Source organism: Trinickia dinghuensis (assembly GCF_003367175.1).
Lineage (GTDB): Bacteria > Pseudomonadota > Gammaproteobacteria > Burkholderiales > Burkholderiaceae > Trinickia > Trinickia dinghuensis.
In genome coordinates this window covers 23,430-41,961 of the sequence record NZ_QRGA01000016.1, presented here as the reverse complement: position 1 = coordinate 41,961, position 18,532 = coordinate 23,430, and the positions used below count along the sequence as shown (strand labels likewise).

The following is an 18,532-nucleotide window of genomic DNA, read 5'->3' as shown; positions in this document are numbered from 1 at the left end:
TTAGTTCTCCGTTGAATCGATAAACGTGGCGCCCGGCGCGTCCTGCCGAGCCAATGCCATGGCCTCGCGCAACACGCCGAGATCGCCGATGTGATTGGCGAGCAGCAGGATCAGCTTGGCGTTGACGTGCGCGCTCGCGGCCTCGGTGAGGCCGCGGTGCATGTCGATCAACGCTTCGTAGAAGGCATCGGGATCGGGTAGCCGCGAATCGGTCCGCAAGCGCCCGGGTGTCGTGCGCGAAGCCATCGGCGAGCCCTCCCCCCGTCAAAATCGGATTTACGAATAGTAAAACGGATTACGTATAGTTAAATCAACGTAAACCCCGATGGAACAACTGCCGATACTGTCGATATAAGTATTTGGCTGATGCCGATGACGCGCAGCCTGGTACTATCGACGCTGCGTTCCCCATTTCCCCGATGATTCCGCCGACCATTCCCGCGCTAGTTGCGCGAGCCGCCGACCACCCCACTTTGCGCGAGCACCTATCGCTCGACGAACGCGAGGAGGGTGCCTTTGCGCGCTTTCGGGACGTGCGGCTGCAAAGTATTTATCAGCCGATTTTCGACGTGAGCATGAGCGGCATGCAGACGCTCTGGAGTTCGCCCGAGCAAGCCGACCGCTTCGGCGACGAACTCGGCTTCCAAGCGCTGACGGAGCGTGCCGACGGCGTGGCGTTCGATCCGTTCGACACCGCGGACGACGACCGCGACCTCGTCGCGCTGGACCGCCTCGCGCGCACGCTGCACGCGATCAACTTCTTCGGCGCCCAGCGTCACGGCATGCTGTTCCTGCGGGTTCACGAGCGGCTGCTCAAGAGCGTGAAGTACGACCATGGGCAGCACTTTTCCTCGGTGCTGGTCTCGTTCGGGCTCAATCCGGGGCGCGTGGTCATCGAACTGCCGAGCGCGGCCGTCGCGCACCGCACGTTTCTCGGCTACCTTGCCAACAGCTATCAGCGCTACGGCTTCAAGGTGGCGGGCAATCTACCCAATGCGGGGCACATCTTGTCGGTGTCCGACATGGCCCGGCTCGACTTCATCAAGATCGACGGCGGCGCGGTGCTGCGCGACGCGATGGCCAAGCCGCTGATCGCCTACGCCAACCGGCTCGGCATCCCGCTCATCTTCGATCGCGTTGCGACGGAAATGCAGTTCGACGCGCTGGCTCAATTCGGCGCGCGCTTCGTTCAAGGCCCGTTGTTCGAACCGAAGAAGGCTTGCGTCGAGCGCTGAGCGCTCCCGCTCAGCCCCTCTCCTTGTTGTAAATTCGCCGCGCCTGCGCATCGCGGCCCGCCTCCCGGGCCGATCGTCTTCCCATTCGTCATCCCACCCGTTTTCCCGTAACGGCGCGCGCCTGCCGCAAGCTAGCGGACAGGAACAATTCGTGCGCGGCAGCAAACCAATTGCTGCGGTGCGCCGCCGACCGGCCTATCTTTGGTACGATGCTCGCGTAGAAGAAACAAGGGGGCTCTTATGTCAGAAGTCAACAAGGAGAGATTAATGTCCGACATCAAAAACGTCCTCGCGGACGCCGAGGATCTGTTGAAGCAAGCCGCGAGCGCGACGGGCGAACGCGCCTCCGAACTGCGCGAAACCGCGCTGACCCGATTGAAGCAAGCGAAGGAAAAAGCGGCGGACGTGCAGGTGGTCGTCGTCGAGAAAGGCAAGAAGGCCGTGCGCGCCACCGACGACTACGTTCACGAACGCCCTTGGACGGCGATCGGTATCGCGGCCGGCGTCGGCGTGCTCGTCGGCCTGCTGATCAACCGCAAGTAACCGCCTCGCGCGCGAAGGGCGGCCCGCGTCCGTCCTATTTGCGCGTTTTTGTCGGACGTGGCCGGTGCCGGGCAGCGGATCTTAGCGCCCCGCCCCGCACCGCTCCCACGGCCGGCCGTCGCATTGCATGCTTTTTTGCCATTGCCAATCCATGTCAAACGATACGCATTCGCAGCAGCATGCCGGCCATGGGCCGTTGCGCCGCATGATCGGATCGGTGGTCGCCCTGCTCCATGCGCGTCTCGAGCTGATCGGCATCGAGCTGGCCGAGGAGCGAGAGCGGTTCCTCGCCGTGATTTTCCTTGGGCTCGTCTCCGTGATGTTCGCGATGATGGCGCTCATCAGTTTGACCGCGCTGATCGCCGTGGCCTTCTGGGACAACGACCGCTTGCAGGTGCTCGCCGGCATTACGGCCGTCTACGCGATCGGCGCCGCGATCTGCGCGGTCCGAGCGCGCAGCGGCTTGCGCGCGGCGCCGATCGTCTTCGAAGCTACGTTGCACGAATTCGAGAAGGACCGCGACATGTTCCGCGAGCCGTGAGCGCAGGCTTGCTCGCTCAAGGTGCCGGCGCCAGGCGGCAGCCCCATGACGCATGGCGCCGTGCGGCTCGCCGCGATGCCCGCCCCTCGATTCCCGGCCTTTCCTTTTTGGCCCATCGAACCCTCGCCACTATGAACGAATCCACTTCGCCCAATTCGGCTCACCGCAGGCGCTCCCCCGTGCGGGACGCGAGCACCCCGCAGATGCGCGCGGTCCGCAAGGAGCTGCTGTTGCTGCGCGCGGAGGTCGAACGTGCCGAGTTCGTGCAAGCGCGCATGGAGCTTCATCGAAAATTCGCCAACTTCGGCTGGATCAAGCTGCTCGTGCCCGGGTTCGGCGTCATGCGCGGCAAGCGTTCCGGACGCGGCGTCAACGCGTCGATCAGCGACTGGGTGCTGCAGCATCCGCTCGTCAGCTCGCTCGCGTCGATCGCATTGGGCAAACCGTTGCGCGCGACCGTGGCCGCGGGCGCCAAACCGGTACTCAAGTGGGGAGCCATTGGCGCTGCCGCCTGGGCCGGGGTGCAGGCCTGGAGCCACTTTTCGCGCAAGCGGGACGAACACCGGGAGCAGGACGAGGCAAGCGACGAGTCATAGCGGAGGGTCACCGGGGCGCGCCCAGGCGTGCATTGCATCGCTGCCGCGTGTCGTGGCGGGGCTTCCTACGCACGCTTCTTACGCAGCGCGTCCCGACCAGCATCGCTCGACGCTTGCACCGTCAACGCTCGGCCCCAGATTCGAGCGCATGCCTAGACCGTCGAGCACGAACGTCCCGCATCCGTCGCCTTGCATCGGGCCACCGTCGACAGGCATCGCCCGCAACTCGTAACCGCCGCTGGCCTCCGCGGCGGGCGATAGTTCCAGCCGATAAACGACACGCCCGTGCTCCGGAACACGATCGAGACCGGGCGCCAAACCCGGCATCGATCCTGGAGCAAACGCGTTCGCGGCGATGTATCGCGCGGCGCGATGCAGGGCAATGACCGCATCGATCCGATGCCCGCGGGCCGCGTAGGCACGATACGACGGCACGGCGTAGGCGGCCAGGACCGCCGCCATTGCGAGTGTCAAGACGACCTCGAGCATCGAGAAACCACGTGACGGTGACGATAACGATGACGATCCGCTTGCTTCCATGGCCTTCCCTTTTCTCGTTCAGCTTGCCGTCGGCGCCGCCACGATGCGCCGCCATGCCCGTCGCTCGCGGCCTGCCTCGCGCACGATCGTCAGTTGAAGCCACGCCTGAGTCGACTCGGCCGCGCCGAATCCGCGTGCGGTAATCCAATACGCGTGCGCATCGGACTCTCCTTCGACGAATGCCGCTTCGATCGCGCATTGCGGCGAACGAGCCGACCCGGGCCATGACGGCACGGGCGTGTACGCCAACGATCCGTCGAACGTCTCGGCCTTCGTCCACTGCACCGGCGCCCCCCGGGATGCGGGCAGCACCGGCGCGACGCCGGCGCGCAAGTCGCGCTCGCAAAGGATCAATGCGGCGTCCGCCGCTTGCGTCGCGCGCAGATGGTCGTACACATTCGCGTCGTAACGCCCGTGCGCGATCGACGCCTCGAGCCAGACAGCCGACGTCGTAAGCATCATCGATGCGAGCATCAGCGCGCTCGGCAACGCGACGCCTCGATGCCGATGCCGAGCCGCCGTGCCGGCACCAGTGCCCGCGCGGCCGGCGGCTTCGGCGGCAAGCCGGCACGCCCGCCTACCGCGGCGGATCGCGCACGGCCTTTGCGCCTTTCTTCGGACATTCGTCACGGCGGCGGCTCCTGTCGATTTCGCAGCACCAAATGACGCGACAGGGACAGCCTCCGGCGCCCGTCCAAACTCGATACGCGATTTCCGCCGCAATCGACGAAACCGCGTGCACCGGACGCTCCCCTTCCCAGCACAACGACGCATAGATCGACGGCCACGACGTCGGCCCATTGCATCGGCGCGAGGGCGCGTGCCCGTATCGGCTGTTCGGCTCCGCGCAGCCAGTAACTGAGTTCGATGCGATCGATGCCCTCGACGACGGGCTGCGGGTGCCCAGCATTGCCGCTGCCGTCGCAATACAGCTCGGGCTCGTCGCGTCGCTCGGGCTGCGCGACATAGAACCGATTGACGATCACGGCGTGCTCGCCATGGCGCGCCACGCCTTGCCCCAGACAATCGGTCGGCTCACCGGATGCGCCATGCCACGTCGCGACCGCGTCGTCGGCGTAGCGCACGATCAGCCCATCCGAGTTCAGGCGATCCGAGGAGCGGGCCGTACAGGCGAGATCGCCGCCCGTTTCGGTCGCCTTGGGCCGCCCGGACTGACAGCCGAAGATGCCCGGCGTGACCCGCGCCCGCAGCGCCGGCTGATCGAGCGGCGCATAACCCGCCATTTGGATCTGCTGCCCGACGAGCATCAGCGCAGCCGCGCCCGCCTCGAGCATGCGCGCTCGCTCGGCCGCCCCGGCAAACGACTCGCGCTGCACCCGATAGAGCGTCAGCGTGCCGGCCAGCACGACGAGCCCGAGCGCCGACGCGACCAGCCATTCGAGCAGCATGTGCCCCGCCTGCCTGGTCGTGTTGCGGCCGCCCGTTGCGCGCCGTCCTATCATTCGCCACTCGCGAAGGGCATCGCGATGCAACGCGCGGATGCACGGCTATCGACACGCATGCAAAGACCCGCATCCGCCGGTTGTCGTTGTTCCGAGGGGCCTGAGCCCGAGCCCGAGCCCGAGCCCGATGCCCACTGCACGAGCACTGCGCCGGACCCGCCCGCATCGTCGACAACCGATATTCGCCCGCCGGGCAGCGCCGCCACGACATACGCTCGCCGGCGCGCGAGGACCGGCGAAGCCAGTTCAGGCCAACGCATCGCTTCAGCGACGGATGAGGCCGTCCAAGAAGCGTGCGCGTGGCTTGTCCGCGCGTCGGACTCGCGCAGCGACATCAATTGAGACGCGGCCATGCCAAGCACGGAGGCGGCAAGCAAGGACAAGGCGATCAAGACTTCCAGCAACGAAGCCCCGGCGCACGCGTGCCCATTCTTGCGAATGACGCTCATGCTCCGGCCCGCCTGCCGCAGCCGCCGGCCTCGAGCCGCGAACGCCCTCCCGCCGCGATGCGCACGCATCGGCGCAACCGATCGTCGCTGCGGCCCGCGACCGAAAATTCGAACTTGCGAAAGCCTCCGATCACTTGCCCGGCCGGCGGCGTGAACTCGACGCGGGCCGCCGCGGTGGCGATCGAAACACCGGCGAGGCGCCGATGAATACGCAGCGCTTGCCCATTGCGCCTGGGTTCGACGACGACCGCCCACCCGCAGGACCAGCCCAGCGCACCGCGCGCGCAAGCATGTCCCGACGGCACGCAGCGAGGCGCGCCGTCGGCCGCGCAGACGACGACGCGGGCTCCACGGGCGATCGCCTCGCCGCGTGCGAGCGTGAGACCGGCGAGCAGCGCTCTGGCCGCGCCGTCGACGCGATCGCGAGCGTGCCATTCGGAAAAAACGGGAGCGGCCGCCATCGCGGCGGACGCCACGAGCACGGTGACGACGAGCAGCTCGACGAGCGAGAACCCGCGACAGCGCGATCGCCTACGCCGGCCTGCGCGGCCGCGTTCGAATCCGTCTTGCATGTTGCGTCGCTCCCGTTCGATCGGCACGCCGCCAATCTAGCGGGAGTACGCGAGCCGCACCATCGCCCGTTCGGCCGAATGGCGCATCGATCGAGTGAACCGCGGGAGCAAAACGAGCGTGGCGAGGCGAGCGAAACGGAAAACGGAATCAGCGCTTGCGCGTGGTCTTCTCTTGCTTGGGCCGGCGAAACTCCTCGATCACGTCCTCGAATTCGGACACGTCTTCGAAGCGCCGGTACACGGAAGCAAAACGCACGTAGGCGATCTTGTCGAGCTGAAGCAGCTCGTTCATCACGAGTTCGCCAAGCCGCTCGCTGCGAACTTCGCGCTCCCCGCTGCCGAGCAGCTGGTATTCGATGCGAGCCACCGCCGCGTCGATCGCCTCGGCGGCGACGGGGCGCTTGCGCAGCGCGAGCTGCATGCTCGCGGCGATCTTGCGGCGGTCGAACTCGCTGCGGCTGCCATCCTTCTTGACCACCGCCGGCAGCATCAGCTCAACCCGCTCGTACGTCGTGAAACGCTTGTCGCAGGCTGGGCAGCGGCGGCGCCGCCGAATCGCGGCGCCGTCTTCGGATACGCGCGAGTCGACAACTTGCGTATCTTCATGCCGGCAGAAGGGGCAGCGCATGGCCGATCAGCGATAGACGGGGAATCGCTTCGTGAGCTCGGCCACCTGTGCGCGCACGCGCTCGATCGTCGCGGCGTCTTCCGGGTGCTCGAGCACGTCGGCGATCAGGTTGCCCACTTGCTCGGCTTCCTTCGTGCCGAAGCCGCGCGTCGTCATCGCGGGCGAGCCCAGGCGGATACCGCTCGTCACGAACGGCTTTTCCGGGTCGTTCGGAATCGCGTTCTTGTTGACCGTGATGTGCGCGGCCCCGAGCGCGGCTTCCGCGGCCTTGCCCGTGATGTTCTTGGCGCGCAGATCCACGAGCATCACGTGGCTTTCGGTGCGGCCCGAGACGATGCGCAGGCCGCGCTTGACCAGCGTTTCGGCCAGCACGCGCGCGTTCTCGACCACCGCCTGCTGATAGGCCTTGAACTCGGGCGAGCCCGCTTCCTTGAACGCCACCGCCTTGCCGGCGATCACGTGCATCAGCGGGCCGCCTTGAATGCCCGGGAAAATCGCCGAATTGATTGGCTTCTCGAACTCGGCCTTCATCAGAATGACGCCGCCGCGCGGGCCGCGCAGGCTCTTGTGCGTGGTCGTCGTGACGAAATCCGCGTGCGGCACCGGGTTCGGGTACACGCCCGCGGCGATGAGCCCGGCATAGTGCGCCATGTCGACCATCAAATAAGCGCCGACCGATTTGGCGATCTTCGCCAAGCGCTCGAAATCGATGCGCAGCGCGAAGGCCGACGCGCCGGCCACGATCAGCTTCGGCTTGTGCTCGTTCGCGAGCTTTTCCGCGGCGTCGTAATCGATGTCTTCGGCTTCGTTCAGGCCGTAGCTGACCACGTTGAACCACTTGCCCGACATGTTCACGGGCGAGCCGTGCGTCAGGTGGCCGCCATGGGCGAGGCTCATGCCCATGATGGTATCGCCGGGCTTGAGCATCGCGAAGAACACGCCTTGGTTCGCCTGCGATCCCGAGTTCGGCTGCACGTTCGCGGCCTCGGCGCCGAAGAGCGCCTTCACGCGGTCGATTGCCAGTTGCTCGACCACGTCAACGTATTCGCAGCCGCCGTAATAGCGCTTGCCGGGATAGCCCTCGGCATACTTGTTCGTCAATTGCGAGCCCTGCGCGGCCATCACGGCCGGGCTCGTGTAGTTTTCCGACGCGATGAGCTCGATGTGCTCTTCTTGACGGTGGTTTTCCTGCTGGATGGCGTTCCAGATCTCAGGATCGACGTTGGCGATGGTGCTTTGGGCTCTGTCAAACATACGCGTTCCGTTAAGGGTGAACAGGTTGGCCGAATCGTGCGCGGGATACGTACCGGACGTACGCTTGCGCGGCTGGCGGCAGGCCAGCCCGGACGTGGCGGAAGATTCCGTTACGCGGGCGAGGCAACCGCTGGCGGCGCAAACGCGGCGCACCATCACTCGGCTGCCCAGGCGAACGGCAAAACGGCACCCTGCGCTTCACGGTGGGTCGCTCCACCTTGACCCCGAAGGGTTCTATCGCCAGTCACGCAGGGATGAGCGCGTTAGTGTATGTGAAGCGCACCTATTAGGCAATTGGCCGGGGCCGGCCCACGCAATTTCGATACCAGCTCGCACATCCGGTAAAATGCCGGGCCATGAACCAGCCTACCAGCCATCGCGGCGTGCAATTCAGCTTCGATTGGCCGATCCGCGTCTACTACGAAGATACCGATGCGGGCGGCATCGTCTTTTTCGCGAACTATCTGAAGTTCTTCGAGCGCGCACGCACCGAATGGCTTCGGGCGTGCGGGATCGATCAGCGCAAGCTCGCCGAGGAAAACGGTGTCGTCTTCATCGTCAGCGAAACGACGGTGCAGTACCGCGCGCCGGCGCGGCTTGACGATCAGCTAACGGTCGCGAGCCGCATCGAGCGCCTGGGGCGAGCGAGTGTCGAGTTCGTCCAGGAAGCGCGGCGCGGTGAAGACATCCTCGCCGTCGGCAAGATTCGCGTCGGCTGCGTCGAGCTTGCCACGCTCAAGCCGGTCGCCCTGCCCGCATCGGTTTCCGATGCGCTGCGGCGCGATCCCCAAGCATTTATCGAGGGCGTGTCAACGGCAAACGCATGATTTCCGTTGAGGACTACGTCAATGAACTAGTATCGTGCCGGTCGATACCAAACGGGGTTCCGCCTTGATGCGGCAAGGCTTTCAAGCGGCCTACCAATACCCTTTACGCAGCTTGCAGCGACCCTCGCCGTTCTGACGCAAAGCCAAACTTTTTATGAACAACGCACAAGATTTGTCGATCATTACCCTCGTCCTCAACGCGAGCGTGCTCGCGCAAGCGGTGATGGGGCTGCTGCTGCTGCTGTCGCTGATGTCGTGGACGTTCATCTTCCGCAAGTGGTTTGCCATCCGGCGCGCGCGGGCGCAAACTGAACAATTCGAGCGCGATTTCTGGTCGGGCGGCGATCTGCAGGCGCTCTATCAAAGCGCGGCGAACAACCGCCACACGATCGGCGGGCTCGAGCGGATCTTCGAGTCGGGCATGCGCGAGTTCTTGAAAGGCAAGGAAAGGCGGATCAACGATCCGGGCGCGATCCTCGACGGTGCGCGCCGCGCGATGCGCGCCGCCTTCCAGCGTGAAATGGACGTGCTCGAGGCCAATCTCGCCTTCCTCGCGTCGGTCGGCTCGGTGAGCCCCTATATCGGCCTGTTCGGCACGGTTTGGGGGATCATGAACGCGTTCCGCGGTTTGGCGAACGTGCAGCAGGCCACGCTCGCCAACGTCGCCCCCGGCATCGCCGAAGCGCTGACGGCCACCGCGATCGGCCTGTTCGCCGCGATTCCGGCCGTCGTCGCCTACAACCGCTACGCGCACGACATCGATCGCCTCGCGATCCGCTTCGAAACGTTCATCGAAGAGTTCTCGAACATCTTGCAGCGCCAGGCGCATTAAGGAGTACGCGATGGCCGGCTCCACCAACCGATCCAGCATGCGCGGCGGCCGCTCGCGCCGCGCGATGGCCGACATCAACGTCGTCCCGTACATCGACGTCATGCTGGTTCTGCTCGTCATCTTCATGGTGACGGCGCCGCTCGTCGCCCCCTCGATCGTGAATCTGCCCACGGTCGGCGGTGCGGCGCCCCAGCAGCAAACGCCCCCCGTCGTCGTCAACATTCGCGCCGACGGCAAGATGAGCGTGCGCTACAAGGACGATTCGGGCGGCTCCCAAGAGCAGCAAATGACGCGCGCCGATCTGGACGCCTTCGTCACGGAGCGGGAAGCGTCGCATCCGGATCAACCGGTCGTGATCGCCGCCGATAAGACCGTGCAATACGACTCGGTCATGAAAGTGATGTCCGACTTGAAGGCGCGCGGCGTCAAGCGCGTGGGCCTGCTCGTCAAATCGCAATGAATCGCACGAAGTCCGTCTACCCGCTTCAACCGCCTCGCGAGCGCGGTACTTGGCGCGCTTTTGCCCTCGCGGTCGTAATGCACGTGCTGCTCGGGCTGTTCCTCTATCACGGCATCCACTGGCAGAACAGCACGCCGGCCGGCGCCGAGGCCGAGCTTTGGACTGACGTCACGCCACCGCCGCCGACGACGCAGCCCCCGCCCCCGGCTCCGCCCGTGCGTGTGCAGCCGCCGCCGCCCGTCGACCAGGAACAAGCTGACATCGCTTTGCAGGAAAAGAAGCGTAAAGAGCAGGAAGCGCAGCGCGCTGCCCAGCTGGCCGAGCAGCAGCGTCAGCAGGCGCTGCAAGAGCAGCAGCAGGAGCAAGCCAAACGTCAGGAAGCCCTCGCTCGCCAGCAGGCGGCGCAGCTTGCCGCGCAAAAAGCCGCGGCCGACAAGCTCAAGCAGCAGCAGGCCCAAGCCGAGAAGTTGCGCGAGCAACAGCAAGAACAGCAGAAGCAAGCCCAGCAAAAGCAGCAGGAACAGCAAAAGCAAGCGCAGTTGAAACAGCAGCAGGAGCAGGCCCAGCAAAAGGCCGAAGAGCAGAAGGCCGCGGCGGAAAAAGCCGCGAAGGCGAAAGCGCTCGCTCAGCAGCAGGCCAAGCAGAAGCAGCAGCTCGAGCAAGAGCGGCGCGCGCGGCTCGCCCAATTGCAAGGCATGGCAGGCCAAACCGAAGGCGGCAACGGTCTCGCGAAGAGCGGCACGGGTAGCGGCTCCGGCGGCACGTCCACCTCCCCCGGCTATGCCGACAAGGTCCGCCGGCTCGTGCTGCGACACGTCACCTGGCCTGGCGCGACCGAAGGGCTCGAGACGATCGTCGCGGTTCGCTGCGCGCCCGACGGACGGTTGCTGTCGGCCACGATCCAAAAGGCCAGCGGCAACGATCAATGGGATCAGGCAGCGCTGAACGCCGTGAACGCATCGAATCCGATGCCGCTCGACAACGGGAAACCGCCGCCGACGACATTCACGATCACGCTCAAGCCGGGCGGCTGACCGGGAGCCTAGATGCAAGACTCGACGAATCCGACCCCGTCAGGAACGATTCCTGCACTACGTAGTCTCTTTGCTGTCGTGCCATTTTTTCGTTTTATGGGATTTCCAGCATGAGTTTGATGACGAAGCTAGGCTTGAGAACATTGTTTGCGTCGTGCCTGATCGCGGCCGCAGGCGCGGCACACGCGCAACTGAACGTTCTCGTCACGGGCGTCGGCTCCACGCAGTACCCGATCGCAACGGCCAACTTCGCGGGCGAAACGAACGCACCGCAGTCCATCAGCGAGATCGTGCGCCAGGACTTGCAGCGCAGCGGCAAGTTCTCGATCGTCGATGCGGGTTCGACGCCCGTCTCCGAAACCGATTCCGTCGATTTGGGCGCCTGGAAGGCCAAGGGCGCCAACGCGTTCGTCGCGGGCAGCGTTCAGCGCAATGCCAACGGCCAATACGACATTCGGTTCAGGCTGTACGACACGGTCAAGGGGCAAAGCCTGGGCGGCCTGTCTTTCACGACGCCTCAGGACAGCTTACGGCTGACCGCGCACAAGATCTCCGACTACATCTATCAAAAGCTGCTCGGCACGCGCGGCGTGTTCGCGACGCGGCTGTCGTACGTCGTCAAGGTCGGCAACCGCTATCAGCTGCAGATTTCCGATTCGGACGGCCAGGATGCGCACGTCGCCCTGTCGAGCCCCGAGCCGATCATCTCGCCGGCCTGGTCGCCCGACGGCACGAAGGTCGCGTACGTCTCGTTCGAAAAGCGCAAGCCGATCGTCTACATCCACGATCTGCCCACGGGGCGCCGCGTGATCATCTCCGATCAGAAGGGCAGCAACAGCGCGCCTAGCTGGTCGCCGGACGGCCGGACGGTCGCGGTCGCACTGACGCTGACGGGCAATACGCAGATCTACGCCGTCAATGCGAACGGCACGGGCCTGCGTCGCCTGTCGCACAGCACGTCGATCGATACCGAGCCGTTCTATTCGCCCGACGGCCAGTCGATCTACTTCACGAGCGACCGGGGCGGCCAGCCGCAGATCTACAAGATGCCCGCGCAAGGCGAAAGCGCCGGCGGCGCGCAGCGCGTGACGTTCACGGGCAACTACAATACGAGCCCGCGCGTGAGCCCCGACGGCAAGGAGCTCGCCTATATTTCGCGCGTCGGCGGGGAATTCAAGCTGTACATCCAGGACCTGCAGACCGGCGTCGCTACGGCGCTGACCGACACGACACATGACGAATCGCCGAGCTTCGCGGCGAATGGTCAGTACATCCTTTACGCCACTCAGGTGAACGGCCGTGGCGTGTTGGCCGCTGTTTCGACCGATGGTCGGACGCGGCAAATCCTGTCCGTTCGGGGCGGCACCGTGACCGAGCCGTCTTGGGGTCCCTTTATGCAATGACACACAAGGAGAGTAAAAAATGATGTCCAAACTTCGTATCGCATGTGCCGTGGCGATGGTCGGTGCGTTGGCGGCTTGCCACTCGGGCACGAAGCTGAACCAAAACCCGACGCAAGGCGCGGTCAGCACGCAGCCGAACCCGAACGCAGTCGCGCCGGTCACGGTTGACGAGCTGAACAACCCGAACAGCCCGCTGGCCAAGCGCAGCGTGTACTTCGACTTCGACAAGTACGACGTGTCGAGCCAATACACGTCGCTGCTGCAAGCGCACGCGCAATACCTGCAAAGCCATCCGCAACGCCACATCCTGATCCAAGGCAACACGGATGAGCGCGGCACGGCCGAGTACAACCTCGCGCTGGGCCAAAAGCGTGCGCAAGCCGTTCTGCAAGCGCTCGAAGCCGACGGCGTGCCGGCATCGCAAATGGAAGCCGTGAGCCTGGGCAAGGAAAAGCCGATGGCGCAAGGTCACGATGAAGCCTCGTGGGCGCAAAACCGCCGCGCGGATATCATCTATCAGTAATTCGTAACGGGTGACAACGCGTATGACGCACCGTTTCTCCTGGCTGCACGGTACCGCAGCCGCATGCGTGGCAGCCTCGGCGCTCGTCGCGGGGCCGGCACACGCCGGTATCTTCGACGACGATCAGGCACGCCAAGCGATCCTCGACTTGCGCGCGAAGACGGATAACCTCACGAGTCAACTGTCGGCGGCTCAGCGCTCCTTGATCGATCAACAGGGGCGCCTCGATCAGCTCAACCAGCAGATCGCGACGCTGCGGGGGCAAAACGAGGATCTGGCCAACCAGGTCACCACCTTGCAGAAGCAGCAAAAGGATTCCTACACCGATCTGGACGGGCGGCTCAAGAAGCTGGAGCCGCAGTCTGAAACGGTCGACGGGGTCCAAGGCACGGTGCAGCCCGGTGAAACGGATGCGTTCAACGCGGCATCGCAGCAGTTCCGCAGCGGCGATTTCAAAGGTGCGGCGGCGGCATTCCGCAGCTTCATCGCCAAATATCCGCAGAGCCCCTACCAGCCGACCGCGCAGTATTGGCTGGGCAACGCGCTGTACGCGCTGCACGACTACAAGGGTTCGACGGCCATTTGGCAAGGCATCGTGAAGAACTATCCGCAGCACCCGCGTGCGCCCGAAGCGCTGCTGGCGATCGCGAACAACCAACTCGAGCAGGGCCAAAAGGCCGCGGCTCGCAGGACGTTGCAAGAGATCGTTTCGCAGTACAGCGGCTCGGACGTGGCGCAGACGGCGCAGCAAAAGCTCGCGCAGACGAAGTAGCGAGCGAGGCCAAGGGGCTCGAGGTTGACGGGCCCTGCTGAGGCAGCTATAATTTCGCCTCTTTGGGTCGTTAGCTCAGCTGGTAGAGCAGCGGACTTTTAATCCGTTGGTCACAGGTTCGAATCCCGTACGGCCTACCAAGAAATTCAAAGGGTTACAGCGCTTCTGGGCTGTAACCCTTTGTCCGTTTACGGCGCTGTTCGAGCGCGTGCAGGCAGCACGCGCTGCCTCCCCTCCTCACACATCGAAGCGGTCTCCTCCTAACGGCACTTCGTCTGAAAAAACGACGTTCCTCGCTTGTGTCGCCCGCGCATGGACCAAACTGCCGGAGTTGCCGGACTAGTTGTCCGCCGTTGTCGGCATCCACGGGGCTGAGCATGACGCCCAAGAGGTATCGCCGCGCGCGCCGCCCATTTCGAGAGGACAGACATGGAAAGCACGATAGACAGGCCGATGGCCGACCCTGAGATCGCCAGGCTTAACGCCGACATACAACGGCTGCAAGTGGAAACCACGAAGCTCATCGCCGAAAAGTTGAAGGCGGAGGCTGAAAAGCTAAAGCTCGACTCCGAAACGTCGAAGCTGGACATTGAGAAATCAAAGCTGGACGCAGAAAAGGCAAAGCTGAACGCCGAAAGACGCAAGCTGAATCTCCAAACTCGCTGGCTGCCGATCGCCGAAAAATCGAGGGCAGACGCCGAGCGATCGAGAGCAGACGTCGAAAAGCTGATGGTAGACATCGAGAAATCGAGAGCCGATGTCGAAAAATTGATGGCCGACGCGGAAAAATCGAGAGCGGATGCAGAAAAATCAAAGCACTATGCCGAAAAAGCGAAGCTGAGAGCAGAGACGCGCAAGCTAAATCTTCAAACTCGGTGGCTGCCGATGATCGAGGGGGCCGGCCTGCTTGGCGTAGGCATCGCCCTCGTCAAGCTCTACTTCCCCTGAACGGCACCGCGCCAAACCGCACCGCACTGCCCGCCCGCCCGCCATCAGGCGGGTTTTCTTCATCTGCCCGCCCTCCCCGCCCAAATAAAAACGCCCTTTTCGGACAATAAATATTCCTTTTAGGTACATCCAATTTTTTTCGATCGCCCGATTGCTAGCCTTCCAGCCAAGCGATCGGCGGTGATCGCAATCCCCGCACGCCGCGCTTGCACTACAAAACTCCACAATAAATTGCCTCGCGGAGCGTATTCATGCGGTTATTCACTCGGTTAATCGCCGCGGTGGCGGCTTGTGCGTCCTTATCGCTTTGCACGCTTGCATTCGCGGCACCCGGCTCGGCGCGTTCGTTCGTCGATTTGGAGGACACCTCAGGCGCCGCCGCCCCCGGTGTCGCACAGCCGCTCACGCGCGGCACGCAAGTGCCCAGCATCCCCGCCCGCTGCAGCGGCCCCGGCTACGTCGCCGACGCCTCCCATACGATCACGCTCGATGCCGGCTACTCGTCCTACAGCATCTACAATCCGTCGACGAACGCCTACGATCAAGTCAAGCTCCGCGCCTACGACGGCTGCCCGACGGGCCCGACGATCAACGTCGATCCGGGACAAACGCTCAAGGTGCGGCTCAACAATAAGCTGCCGCCCGAATCGGCCACAACGTGTCCGCCCAATGCCGCCCACGACTCGCCTCATTGCTTCAACACGATCAATCTGCACACGCACGGGATGCACGTCTCGCCGTCGGGCAATAGCGACAATGTGTTCATCAGCGTCCCGCCGGGCGGCTCGGCCAACTACGTCTATCAAATCCCGGCCGATCACCCGGCCGGGACCTTCTGGTATCACGCTCACCATCACGGCTCGGTAGCCATCGATGCCGCGAGCGGCATGGAGGGCGTGCTGATCGTCCGCGGCCACCGCACTGCGGCGCGTCGCGTGGCCAACGGCGGCATGGCCGACATCGATACGATCCTTCACGATCGCCGAGGCGTGGCGTTCCCCGAGCACGTCTTCCTGTTTCAACAAATCGAGTACGGCTGTTTCGCCAATGCTCAGGCCACGGCACCGCTTGCCGATCCCACGACTTTTCAGTGGATTTGCCCAACCGGCAGCGTTGGCGAAATACGCAACTACACGAACCAGTTGAACTTCATCGCCGATCCGCGCCCGGGCCATGCCGGCGAGCACAATTCGACGTGGGAAGTCTCTGGCCGCTACACCCAGATCAACGGCGTCGTGCAGCCGCTCTTTCCATCCGCCAGCGGCTTCCTGCCCGCCGGCCAGATCCAGCGGTGGCGCCTCGTCCACGGCGGCGATCGCGACACGATCAACCTGAAAGTCGTCCAAGCGAACCTTGCCGCACTGGGCCGTGGCAACTCGGCCGCGCTCAGCGCGCAAGACGTCGATGCCGCGACCGACGCGGCGAACGCCCTCCTAGCCGGCCAGCACAGCCGAACGCAACGCCTGACGACGCTCGAGCAGCTGTGCAGCGGCGAAGTCGTGAAGCAGATCGATATCGCCGATGATGGCCTAACGCGCAACGCGATGGTCGAGCAGGATGTCACCACGCTCGATCCCGGCTATCGCCGCGACGTGCTGACGGCGTTTCCGAAGCCGGGCCTGTATTGCATGCTCGACGAAGGCGCCGACGCCTCCACGACGATTGCCTACCGCCCCGGCGCGAGCAAGGTAAAAGACCGGCGCTTGCTCGCCTTCGTGCGTGTCGGCCCGGGCAACGACATCCCCGACTACGCGCCCGACGGCCTCGGCCATTCGAAGTACTGGCAATATGTGCGCAATAGCCTCGTAGACGCGAATCGCGACCTGCCGCCCGACGTCCTGGCGAATCTGCGCATGCTCGACACGCAGGCCTATGCGCCGCACAAGCCGCTGGTCGGGCCGATCAACAAACAAGTGCCGATGCTGATGAATATCGGCTTCGCGAATGGCGCGGCCCAGTTCACGATGAACGGGCAGTCCTACGATCCTTCGCGGATCGACTACACCGGCGTGCTCGGCACGACGGACGAATGGCACATCACGGCCGGCGCCACCGGCGGCCACGTGTTTCACATTCACGTGAATCCGTTCGAGATCGTCGACATCCTCGATCCGCACGGCGTCTCGATCTACGATTCGAGCGGCCATTGCACAGCCGCGGAAATCGCCACGGGCGATCAGGAGTACTGCGCGCTGCACGATGCATTCGTCGACACGATCTTCGTCAAGCCCGGCTATACGGTCGTCATGCGCACGCAGTACAAGGATTTCACGGGCGAATTCGTCATGCACTGTCACATCCTCGACCATGAGGATGCGGGAATGATGGGCAACGTCCAAATCGTCACGCCGACAACCGCGCTGATCTCGCGCATTGCCACGCCGCTCGCCCGAGCCAAGGCGGACGTCGATGCGTTCGTGGACGCGTTGCGCTATGGCAGGCAGCGCCCGACGCAACTGGCGTTCACGGCGCCGATCTGCGGCGCCGGCAACGTCGAAACGATCGTGACGAAGTAGCAGCGGCGCGGCGGATCGATACGATACGGTCCGCTGCGATGAGTCGAAGGCGGTCATCGTCCGGGCATCGGGGCAGACCGCTCTCGCTTTCGCTGGCGCCGCCGCACGGCCAAGGTATCAACCCGCTTGAAACACCCCGGCTTCCCAGGCGAACGGCTTCGCGAGCCGGTTCCACGTGTTGATCTGCGCGACGATCATCGTCAAGTTCGCCAACTCGTTCCGGTCGAAGTGCTCGTAGGTGGCCTTGACGAGTTCGTCGCCGATTTCGTTCTCGCTGATCAACGTGAGCGCTTCGGCCCAGCGCAGCGCAGCCTGCTCTTTCGGGCTATAGAAATGCGGCGTCTCGTGCCATACCGGCAACAGGTTGTAGCGCAGCGGATCTTCGCCCGCATGAATCCCTTCCTTGATGTGACGGTCGAGGCAATATGCGCAGCCGTTCAGCTGCGAGACGCGCGCACGGACCAATTCGACGAGCTTCACGTCGAAGCCGACGCTGTTCACATACTGCTCGACGTCGATCACGACCTCGAGCAGTTTGGCCGGCAATTGTCCAAACGAAATGCGTTCTGGCATACGGGGAAATTCCTAAGAAAGGGTTGAACAGCTTCATCCGCGGATCACGCACGTACGTGCTTAATCCGTACTTCACACCGGGCACCTCAAGCGGCCTGCGTCCGCGCCAAACGCCCGACGTTCGCATCGATCCAATGGCGTGCCCGCTCGAGCATTGCCGCTTCACGTTCGCGGTCGCGTCCCATGCCTTCGACGGTGACGAACTCGACGTTGCGTATCCCGATCGTCGCGAACACCGCCCGTAGGTAGCCCGTGAGGTAATCGGGCTGCCGCACCCGCTCGCCTTCGCTGAAGAATCCGCCCGAGGCGATTGCCACCAGCACCGGGCGATCCCCCAACAAGCCGACCTTGCCTTGCGGCGTGACGTTGAACGTGCGCCCAACCCGAACGACATAGTCGATCCAAGCCTTCAGCGACGACGGCGCGGTGTAGTTGTGCATCGGCGTGCCGATCACGACGACGTCGGCCGCATCGAGTTCGGCGATCAGGGCTTCGGAATACGCGAGGAGGCCGCGCTGCGCCTCGGTGCGGGCATGCGGCTCGGTGAACGCCGCGCCGATGAAGCCGAGGCTCATGTGCGGCGGCGGCTCGTCGCCGAGGCTGCGCTCGATCACGCGGGCGTTGGGGTGCTCGCGCAGCAATGCCTGCACGGCATGTCGAGCGACTTGGCTGCTGAACGATGCGGCGCCGCGCGGGCTGCACTCGATATGCAGGATGTGGTTCACGAGGTCGGTCTCCGTGGATCGGTGGAACATCCGTGGAATAGGAAGACGGCGTCGCGTCGACGCCGCCGAATGCGCCGCAAGCTTAAGCGAAGGGGCAT

23 protein-coding genes, 1 tRNA gene and 1 riboswitch are annotated in these 18,532 nt (G+C 64.3%); of the genes, 14 read left to right on the top strand and 10 right to left on the bottom strand.

The window, feature by feature from the left end; translation table 11 throughout:
• Positions 1–246: a DUF2783 domain-containing protein gene (locus DWV00_RS25185; protein ID WP_115536353.1), complete on the bottom strand. Its 246-nt coding sequence runs from the start codon at positions 244–246 to the stop codon at positions 1–3.
• A gap of 173 nt (positions 247–419) precedes the next feature.
• Between DWV00_RS25185 and DWV00_RS25180 the strand changes: the two genes are divergently transcribed.
• From DWV00_RS25180 to DWV00_RS25165, 4 genes are all read left to right on the top strand, one after another.
• Positions 420–1,235, top strand: a complete 816-nt coding sequence (locus DWV00_RS25180) for an EAL domain-containing protein (RefSeq protein ID WP_115536352.1) — start codon at positions 420–422, stop codon at positions 1,233–1,235.
• Positions 1,236–1,475: 240 nt separating this feature from the next.
• Positions 1,476–1,778, top strand: coding sequence for an ElaB/YgaM/YqjD family protein (locus tag DWV00_RS25175; protein WP_115536351.1), 303 nt, complete (start codon positions 1,476–1,478; stop codon positions 1,776–1,778).
• Between the two features lie 151 nt (positions 1,779–1,929).
• Positions 1,930–2,319: a phage holin family protein gene (locus tag DWV00_RS25170; protein WP_115536350.1), complete on the top strand. Its 390-nt coding sequence runs from the start codon at positions 1,930–1,932 to the stop codon at positions 2,317–2,319.
• A 131-nt stretch (positions 2,320–2,450) separates the two neighbouring features.
• Positions 2,451–2,915: a DUF3318 domain-containing protein gene (locus DWV00_RS25165; protein ID WP_115536349.1), complete on the top strand. Its 465-nt coding sequence runs from the start codon at positions 2,451–2,453 to the stop codon at positions 2,913–2,915.
• 78 nt (positions 2,916–2,993) lie between these two features.
• Here the strand turns inward: DWV00_RS25165 and DWV00_RS25160 are convergent, their stop codons facing one another.
• The 7 genes from DWV00_RS25160 to glyA all read right to left on the bottom strand — a co-directional run bounded on the left by DWV00_RS25160 (position 2,994) and on the right by glyA (position 7,821).
• The gene (locus DWV00_RS25160; protein WP_281272667.1) at positions 2,994–3,455 is read right to left on the bottom strand and encodes a type IV pilin protein; all 462 of its coding nucleotides are present in this window, start codon (positions 3,453–3,455) and stop codon (positions 2,994–2,996) included.
• Positions 3,456–3,473: 18 nt separating this feature from the next.
• Entirely contained in the window at positions 3,474–4,085 is a 612-nt protein-coding gene (locus tag DWV00_RS25155) for a pilus assembly PilX family protein (protein ID WP_147297973.1), read from the bottom strand.
• Positions 4,082–4,918, bottom strand: coding sequence for a PilW family protein (locus tag DWV00_RS25150; protein WP_115536346.1), 837 nt, complete (start codon positions 4,916–4,918; stop codon positions 4,082–4,084). Before DWV00_RS25150 ends, DWV00_RS25155 begins: the two co-directional genes overlap by 4 nt.
• On the bottom strand, positions 4,915–5,367 hold the full coding sequence (locus tag DWV00_RS25145) for a type IV pilus modification PilV family protein (RefSeq protein WP_115536345.1): 453 nt from the start codon (positions 5,365–5,367) through the stop codon (positions 4,915–4,917). Before DWV00_RS25145 ends, DWV00_RS25150 begins: the two co-directional genes overlap by 4 nt.
• On the bottom strand, positions 5,364–5,939 hold the full coding sequence (locus DWV00_RS25140) for a GspH/FimT family protein (protein ID WP_115536344.1): 576 nt from the start codon (positions 5,937–5,939) through the stop codon (positions 5,364–5,366). Before DWV00_RS25140 ends, DWV00_RS25145 begins: the two co-directional genes overlap by 4 nt.
• Before the next feature lie 148 nt (positions 5,940–6,087).
• Entirely contained in the window at positions 6,088–6,567 is a 480-nt protein-coding gene (gene nrdR / locus DWV00_RS25135; RefSeq protein ID WP_115536343.1) for a transcriptional regulator NrdR, read from the bottom strand.
• Positions 6,568–6,573: 6 nt separating this feature from the next.
• The gene (glyA, locus tag DWV00_RS25130; protein WP_115536342.1) at positions 6,574–7,821 is read right to left on the bottom strand and encodes a serine hydroxymethyltransferase; all 1,248 of its coding nucleotides are present in this window, start codon (positions 7,819–7,821) and stop codon (positions 6,574–6,576) included.
• Between the two features lie 158 nt (positions 7,822–7,979).
• Positions 7,980–8,079: riboswitch (ZMP/ZTP riboswitch) on the bottom strand.
• A gap of 98 nt (positions 8,080–8,177) precedes the next feature.
• On the opposite strand from glyA, the gene ybgC reads away from it, so the two are divergent.
• The 10 genes from ybgC to DWV00_RS25075 all read left to right on the top strand — a co-directional run bounded on the left by ybgC (position 8,178) and on the right by DWV00_RS25075 (position 17,136).
• A complete protein-coding gene (gene ybgC, locus DWV00_RS25120; RefSeq protein WP_115536341.1) occupies positions 8,178–8,648 on the top strand; it encodes a tol-pal system-associated acyl-CoA thioesterase in 471 nt (156 codons plus the stop codon).
• Positions 8,649–8,802: 154 nt separating this feature from the next.
• The gene (tolQ, locus tag DWV00_RS25115; RefSeq protein ID WP_115536340.1) at positions 8,803–9,480 is read left to right on the top strand and encodes a protein TolQ; all 678 of its coding nucleotides are present in this window, start codon (positions 8,803–8,805) and stop codon (positions 9,478–9,480) included.
• 10 nt (positions 9,481–9,490) lie between these two features.
• Positions 9,491–9,940, top strand: a complete 450-nt coding sequence (gene tolR / locus DWV00_RS25110) for a protein TolR (RefSeq protein WP_115536339.1) — start codon at positions 9,491–9,493, stop codon at positions 9,938–9,940.
• Positions 9,937–10,974 (top strand): cell envelope integrity protein TolA, encoded by a 1,038-nt coding sequence (gene tolA / locus DWV00_RS25105; protein ID WP_115536338.1) that lies wholly within the window; start codon positions 9,937–9,939, stop codon positions 10,972–10,974. Before tolR ends, tolA begins: the two co-directional genes overlap by 4 nt.
• 110 nt (positions 10,975–11,084) lie before the next feature.
• Positions 11,085–12,377, top strand: a complete 1,293-nt coding sequence (gene tolB, locus DWV00_RS25100; protein ID WP_115536337.1) for a Tol-Pal system beta propeller repeat protein TolB — start codon at positions 11,085–11,087, stop codon at positions 12,375–12,377.
• A 19-nt stretch (positions 12,378–12,396) separates the two neighbouring features.
• Positions 12,397–12,900, top strand: coding sequence for a peptidoglycan-associated lipoprotein Pal (gene pal / locus DWV00_RS25095; protein WP_115536336.1), 504 nt, complete (start codon positions 12,397–12,399; stop codon positions 12,898–12,900).
• Between the two features lie 22 nt (positions 12,901–12,922).
• On the top strand, positions 12,923–13,672 hold the full coding sequence (gene ybgF, locus DWV00_RS25090; RefSeq protein WP_115536335.1) for a tol-pal system protein YbgF: 750 nt from the start codon (positions 12,923–12,925) through the stop codon (positions 13,670–13,672).
• Between the two features lie 64 nt (positions 13,673–13,736).
• A tRNA-Lys gene (locus tag DWV00_RS25085) sits at positions 13,737–13,812 on the top strand.
• A gap of 289 nt (positions 13,813–14,101) precedes the next feature.
• A complete protein-coding gene (locus DWV00_RS25080) occupies positions 14,102–14,620 on the top strand; it encodes a hypothetical protein (RefSeq protein ID WP_115536334.1) in 519 nt (172 codons plus the stop codon).
• A gap of 251 nt (positions 14,621–14,871) precedes the next feature.
• Positions 14,872–17,136, top strand: coding sequence for a multicopper oxidase family protein (locus tag DWV00_RS25075; RefSeq protein ID WP_115536333.1), 2,265 nt, complete (start codon positions 14,872–14,874; stop codon positions 17,134–17,136).
• Between the two features lie 117 nt (positions 17,137–17,253).
• Here DWV00_RS25075 and DWV00_RS25070 read toward each other — a convergent pair whose 3' ends face one another.
• On the bottom strand, positions 17,254–17,709 hold the full coding sequence (locus DWV00_RS25070) for a carboxymuconolactone decarboxylase family protein (RefSeq protein WP_115536332.1): 456 nt from the start codon (positions 17,707–17,709) through the stop codon (positions 17,254–17,256).
• An 86-nt stretch (positions 17,710–17,795) separates the two neighbouring features.
• Positions 17,796–18,434 (bottom strand): FMN-dependent NADH-azoreductase, encoded by a 639-nt coding sequence (locus tag DWV00_RS25065; protein WP_115536511.1) that lies wholly within the window; start codon positions 18,432–18,434, stop codon positions 17,796–17,798.
• Positions 18,435–18,532 lie beyond the last annotated feature (98 nt).

Coding starts and splice junctions, on each gene's coding strand:
- DWV00_RS25175 (WP_115536351.1), top strand. CDS start 1,476: ATGTCAGAAGTCAACAAGGAGAGATTAATGTCCGACATCAAAAACGTC.
- DWV00_RS25165 (WP_115536349.1), top strand. CDS start 2,451: ATGAACGAATCCACTTCGCCCAATTCGGCTCACCGCAGGCGCTCCCCC.
- DWV00_RS25140 (WP_115536344.1), bottom strand. CDS start 5,939: ATGCAAGACGGATTCGAACGCGGCCGCGCAGGCCGGCGTAGGCGATCG.
- DWV00_RS25145 (WP_115536345.1), bottom strand. CDS start 5,367: ATGAGCGTCATTCGCAAGAATGGGCACGCGTGCGCCGGGGCTTCGTTG.
- DWV00_RS25185 (WP_115536353.1), bottom strand. CDS start 246: ATGGCTTCGCGCACGACACCCGGGCGCTTGCGGACCGATTCGCGGCTA.
- DWV00_RS25150 (WP_115536346.1), bottom strand. CDS start 4,918: ATGATAGGACGGCGCGCAACGGGCGGCCGCAACACGACCAGGCAGGCG.
- tolA (WP_115536338.1), top strand. CDS start 9,937: ATGAATCGCACGAAGTCCGTCTACCCGCTTCAACCGCCTCGCGAGCGC.
- nrdR (WP_115536343.1), bottom strand. CDS start 6,567: ATGCGCTGCCCCTTCTGCCGGCATGAAGATACGCAAGTTGTCGACTCG.
- ybgC (WP_115536341.1), top strand. CDS start 8,178: ATGAACCAGCCTACCAGCCATCGCGGCGTGCAATTCAGCTTCGATTGG.
- tolB (WP_115536337.1), top strand. CDS start 11,085: ATGAGTTTGATGACGAAGCTAGGCTTGAGAACATTGTTTGCGTCGTGC.
- DWV00_RS25075 (WP_115536333.1), top strand. CDS start 14,872: ATGCGGTTATTCACTCGGTTAATCGCCGCGGTGGCGGCTTGTGCGTCC.
- glyA (WP_115536342.1), bottom strand. CDS start 7,821: ATGTTTGACAGAGCCCAAAGCACCATCGCCAACGTCGATCCTGAGATC.
- DWV00_RS25080 (WP_115536334.1), top strand. CDS start 14,102: ATGGAAAGCACGATAGACAGGCCGATGGCCGACCCTGAGATCGCCAGG.
- DWV00_RS25170 (WP_115536350.1), top strand. CDS start 1,930: ATGTCAAACGATACGCATTCGCAGCAGCATGCCGGCCATGGGCCGTTG.
- tolR (WP_115536339.1), top strand. CDS start 9,491: ATGGCCGGCTCCACCAACCGATCCAGCATGCGCGGCGGCCGCTCGCGC.
- DWV00_RS25180 (WP_115536352.1), top strand. CDS start 420: ATGATTCCGCCGACCATTCCCGCGCTAGTTGCGCGAGCCGCCGACCAC.
- DWV00_RS25160 (WP_281272667.1), bottom strand. CDS start 3,455: ATGGAAGCAAGCGGATCGTCATCGTTATCGTCACCGTCACGTGGTTTC.
- pal (WP_115536336.1), top strand. CDS start 12,397: ATGATGTCCAAACTTCGTATCGCATGTGCCGTGGCGATGGTCGGTGCG.
- DWV00_RS25070 (WP_115536332.1), bottom strand. CDS start 17,709: ATGCCAGAACGCATTTCGTTTGGACAATTGCCGGCCAAACTGCTCGAG.
- ybgF (WP_115536335.1), top strand. CDS start 12,923: ATGACGCACCGTTTCTCCTGGCTGCACGGTACCGCAGCCGCATGCGTG.
- tolQ (WP_115536340.1), top strand. CDS start 8,803: ATGAACAACGCACAAGATTTGTCGATCATTACCCTCGTCCTCAACGCG.